We start from the raw sequence: 4907 nt of genomic DNA, 5'->3' as shown, positions 1-4907 counted from the left end.
ATACTCTTTTCATTCTGACTCAATGAAAGCCTTGATTATTAAATATCATATTAAAAATGAGATTTTTTAATGGCTCAATTATACGTTGTATTTCACTCTCTTGTTCAACTATAGAGAAGGTTTATTGAAGAGAAAAGCGAATTGATTTTATTAAGAAAAATGAACAGGAGGCTATAAGAATGGGAAGAAAAGAAATGTTGCAAAATGGAGTCCAACAAGTTTTTTACGAGGAAGAATGGTACCCACCGATATCTGAAGCGTTAAAAAATCTTACTGCTGAACAAGCATGTTGGAAACCAGAAGGTGCTGCCAGTAATACGATTTGGGAAAATGTGAACCATTTATTAATCTTTAAAGAACGCCTACATTCCCGCTTACATGAAGACGACACATTTGTGGCTCCACAAAATAATGATGAGACGTTTATCCAAGGTGGACCTAATGATGATGCCGCTTGGCAGCAAACAGTGAACCGAACGCTTCAAGTACATGATGCCTTACAAGCTTCATTAACATCCTTTCAAGAAGCAGAACTAGATCAGCCAAAGCCTTCTCTACCAATTTGGCAACAATATTTGAATATCCTTTTGCACGATGCTTATCATACAGGACAAATTATACAACTTCGAAAACTCCAAGGTTCATGGCCAACTCACCGTTCTTATTTATAAGCGATGTTTACATTTGCTGACGTTTAACATGCAACCAAATAATTGAAAATAGCTACTTGTTTTGTAAATACTGCGATTGCTCAAAATAAAGCAAATTAAAATACAGGAATCCCAAACATCATTTACCCTCTTCATAACTTCTGATCATAATCCAAATTTGGAAGAATAGAGGCTTTTTTATATACAAATAATAAGCCTCAAGGAGTTGTTGACATGTATTTCATATTGAATATGTTAGGGATTTTCGTTGTCATATTAATCGTTTTCTTATGTTCGCCTAATAAAAAACATATAAAATGGAGACCAATTGTAATTCTCATCCTATTGGAGCTTTTTATTACATGGTTTATGTTAGGCACAAAGCTCGGCAGTATTATCATTAATAAAATTGCGTCATTTTTCAGTTGGCTACTAGCATGTGCGAATGAAGGTATTCGATTTGCATTTCCTTCAGCTATGGAAAGTCAGCACATTGATTTCTTCTTTAGTGCGTTACTTCCTATCATTTTTGTTATTACTTTTTTCGATATTCTATCTTATTTCGGAATCTTAACTTGGATTATTGATAAAGTAGGTGCAGTTATTTCAAAGATTTCTCGTTTACCAAAGTTAGAAAGTTTCTTTTCGATTCAAATGATGTTTTTAGGAAACACCGAAGCACTTGCGGTTGTTCGTGATCAATTATCTGTGTTAAAAGAAAATCGATTATTAACTTTTGGAATTATGAGTATGAGTAGCGTTAGCGGATCCATTCTTGGCGCTTATTTATCAATGGTGCCAGCAACATATATTTTCAGCGCAATCCCATTAAACTGTATTAACGCATTAATTTTAGCCAATGTATTAAATCCTGTGGAAGTTTCGAAAGAAGAAGACGTTGTTTACACACCTTCAAAACATGAAAAAAAGGATTTCTTTTCTACTATTTCAAACAGTATGTTAGTTGGGATGAATATGGTTATCGTTATTTTAGCTATGGTAATTGGTTATGTAGCTTTAACAGCATGTTTAAATGGGATTTTAGGATTTTTTGTAACAGGGTTAACAATTCAAAAAATCTTCTCCATTATCTTTAGTCCTTTTGCATTTTTACTCGGTTTATCAGGCAGTGATGCTATGTATGTAGCTGAATTAATGGGGATCAAAATAACGACGAATGAATTTGTTGCAATGATGGATTTAAAATCAAACTTAAAGTCGCTACAACCGCATACGGTTGCGGTTGCAACGACATTTCTAGCTTCTTTTGCTAACTTTAGTACAGTAGGTATGATTTACGGAACTTACAATTCATTATTTGGCGGAGAAAAATCATCAGTCATCGGTAAAAATGTTTGGAAGCTTCTTGTTAGCGGGATGGCTGTTTCTTTATTAAGTGCTATGCTCGTTGGGCTATTTGTATGGTAAATAATTTTTATAATAAAAGACACCCAAGCCAATTGAGTGTCTTTTATTATTATTTTCGAATTTGCCCATTTCCACGAATCACATATTTTGTAGAAGTTAATGCTGGAAGCCCCATTGGTCCTCTTACGTGTAACTTTTGTGTACTGATACCAATTTCCGCTCCGAATCCAAATTCGGATCCATCTGTAAAACGAGTCGATGCATTATGATAAAGTGCCGCGGCATCTACAGAAGTAAAAAACTTGCTGACGTTTTCCTCGTTTTCAGTAATAATCGCTTCAGAATGCATAGATCCATACGTATTTATATGATGAATCGCTTCTTCAACAGTGGAAACCACTTTCACTGCTAGTGTGAGAGATAAAAACTCAGTTTCCCAGTCTTCTTCTGTCGCAAGTAAGATAGAAGGATCAATCGCCACTGCTTTATTATCACCACGTAGCTCCACTCCTCTTTCCTTCAATGAAGAAAACAACTCGCTACCATATTGCTCTGCCCAATTCTCATGAAGTACAATTGTCTCAATTGCATTACATACAGATGGACGCTGTGTTTTTGCGTTTATAATAATATTAAACGCCATTTGTTTATCTGCTGTTTCATCAATGAATATATGACAATTTCCCGCACCTGTTTCAAGTACTGGAACAGACGCTTCTCTCACTACTGTATCAATTAATTGTTTACCGCCTCTTGGTATAAGAACATCCAAGTACTCGTTCAATGTAAACAACTGTTTTGCACTATCTCTCGTTGTATCTTCTATGAGCTGTACACTTTCTGAAGGCAAGCTAGTTTGCTTAAGCGCCCGGTGAATAACGCTAACGATAGCTTTGTTAGAATGTATAGCAGAAGAACTACCACGTAGTATTACTGCGTTTCCTGTTTTTAAACAAATTGTAGCAGCATCAACAGTTACATTCGGTCTTGCCTCATAAATCATTCCGACAACACCAAGTGGTACGCGCATCTCCTGAATAGATAGTCCATTTGGTCGTTCCCATGCACTTACACATTCTCCAATAGGATCACGTAATTCAATTAACTGCTTAATACCCTCTGTCATATCAACAATTCGTTGTTCATTCAGCAAAAGACGATCAAGGAGTGAATGAGAAAATCCTTTCTCCTTACCTTCTTCAATATCCCGTTTGTTTTCTTCTAAAATATAAGCTGTTTCTACTATCAGCTGATTAGCAATTGCAGCAAGTGCTTCATTTTTTTGATCTGTAGTTTTAAGCACAAGTTCTCTAGCAACCTCTTTTGCTTTTATCCCCTTTGCCAACACTTCATTCATTTTTATTTCCTCCTTTTTAAAGTGAAACCCAATGATCCCTATGGATGACTTCATAACTATGTCTCTCGCCTCTTACTTGAATATCTTGGCTTTGCATACCTTTTACATCTCTTAGTTCCTCTGCACTATATGTGCATTGTCCTTTTCCTATTACGCGCCCTTGTTGCGTTACAACCTCTACAACTTCACCCACTTGGAAAAATCCTGATACATTCGTAACACCAGCTGGAAGTAAACTCTTCCCATGCTGAATGATGGCAGTAGCTGCCCCAGCATCTACTTCAATTTGTCCGCTAACAAGCGAATGCAAGGCAATCCATTGCTTGTTCATCTTCATTTCTTTTTGAGGAGCATTACCAACATACGTTCCATCACCCTTACCCTTCAAAACATCTACAAACTTTTCCTGTCCACGTCCTGTTCCGATAAATACACTCACACCAAGAGAGAGTGCTGTCTTTGCAGCATCGATTTTTGATTTCATACCGCCAGTCCCAAGTTTTGAGCCTGCATCTCCTGCAAGAGAAGAAATTTCTTCCGTAACTTCAGGAAGAAAATAATATTTTTTTGCATCCGCATTTTTCTGAGGATTTTTGTCATATAACCCGTTCACATCCGTAAAGATCATAAGCATATCCGCCGAAACAAGCCCGCTTACTAAAGCTGACAGCATATCATTATCACCGAACGTTAGCTCCTCTAAAGAGATGGAATCATTTTCATTAATAATTGGAAGAGCGGAACGGTTTAATAATTCTCCTAACGTAGCGTAAGCATTACTATATTGTTCTTTTCTAGAAAAATCACTTCTCGTCAGCAAAAGTTGCGCAGTAACGATGCCATATTTACGGAATTCCTCCGTGTACGCCTGCATTAACAAACTTTGTCCGACAGCTGCTGCAGCCTGTTTCCCTTTAATCGTTACAGGTCTGCTAGGATATCCTAGCGCTGAAAAACCTGCAGCGACGGCTCCAGATGTAATTAATACAACCTCGTGCCCATCTTCTTTCAACCGAGCCAATGCGGCAACGTGATCTGAAAGCTGTTCTGTAGAGATGCCTCCATGACTATCTGCCAAGGAACTACTCCCAATCTTTACAACAATTCGTTGTTTTTTCACTTTTTTATCCCCCAAGTCTAAAATCAAAGTTTTTTTATAAATTACACTTCATTCACTTTGTAACTATATCTATTCTCATCAATGCTGCACTGAAGTATTTAAGAGCAAAATAAAAATGACCGCTTCGCCCTTAATAAAATAAAAAGGACGAAACGGTCATTGTTCCGCGGTACCACCTTAATTGATATACATAGATATCCACTTGGTGCCTATAACGCAGGCGAACGCCTAAACTTTCATTTAAGACTCAGGGATAGGTTCGATATATTCTATACGAGGAATCTTTCAGCCGGTGAATTCCACTCTCTTTCGCAAGAAGACATATGTACTAATTCCCTTCAACGATTTTCAATCTAATTTTTTTATATTATGCGATATAGTTCGATTCGGTGTCAAGAGGTATTTTTAAAAA

The 4907-nt window shown here is 36.9% G+C and carries 4 protein-coding genes and 1 other annotated feature; of the genes, 2 read left to right on the top strand and 2 right to left on the bottom strand.

Going from position 1 to position 4907, the window contains the following annotated elements:
• Positions 1 to 179 precede the first annotated feature (179 nt).
• The gene (locus ACQGS6_RS22860; RefSeq protein WP_000532721.1) at positions 180 to 671 is read left to right on the top strand and encodes a DinB family protein; all 492 of its coding nucleotides are present in this window, start codon (positions 180 to 182) and stop codon (positions 669 to 671) included.
• 213 nt (positions 672 to 884) lie between these two features.
• The gene (locus ACQGS6_RS22855; RefSeq protein WP_000273603.1) at positions 885 to 2078 is read left to right on the top strand and encodes a NupC/NupG family nucleoside CNT transporter; all 1194 of its coding nucleotides are present in this window, start codon (positions 885 to 887) and stop codon (positions 2076 to 2078) included.
• 49 nt (positions 2079 to 2127) lie between these two features.
• On the opposite strand, the gene ACQGS6_RS22850 is transcribed toward ACQGS6_RS22855, so the two are convergent.
• A complete protein-coding gene (locus tag ACQGS6_RS22850) occupies positions 2128 to 3375 on the bottom strand; it encodes a glutamate-5-semialdehyde dehydrogenase (protein ID WP_001006620.1) in 1248 nt (415 codons plus the stop codon).
• Between the two features lie 16 nt (positions 3376 to 3391).
• Positions 3392 to 4495, bottom strand: a complete 1104-nt coding sequence (proB, locus tag ACQGS6_RS22845; RefSeq protein WP_000744736.1) for a glutamate 5-kinase — start codon at positions 4493 to 4495, stop codon at positions 3392 to 3394.
• Positions 4496 to 4635: 140 nt separating this feature from the next.
• Positions 4636 to 4846 (bottom strand) — a binding site (T-box leader).
• Positions 4847 to 4907: the final 61 nt, after the last annotated feature.

The sequence above is a fragment of the Bacillus sp. GMs2/2 genome (assembly GCF_050172095.1).
Taxonomy (GTDB): Bacteria; Bacillota; Bacilli; order Bacillales; family Bacillaceae_G; genus Bacillus_A; species Bacillus_A cereus.
This window is presented reverse-complemented; position numbering and strand designations above follow the sequence as displayed.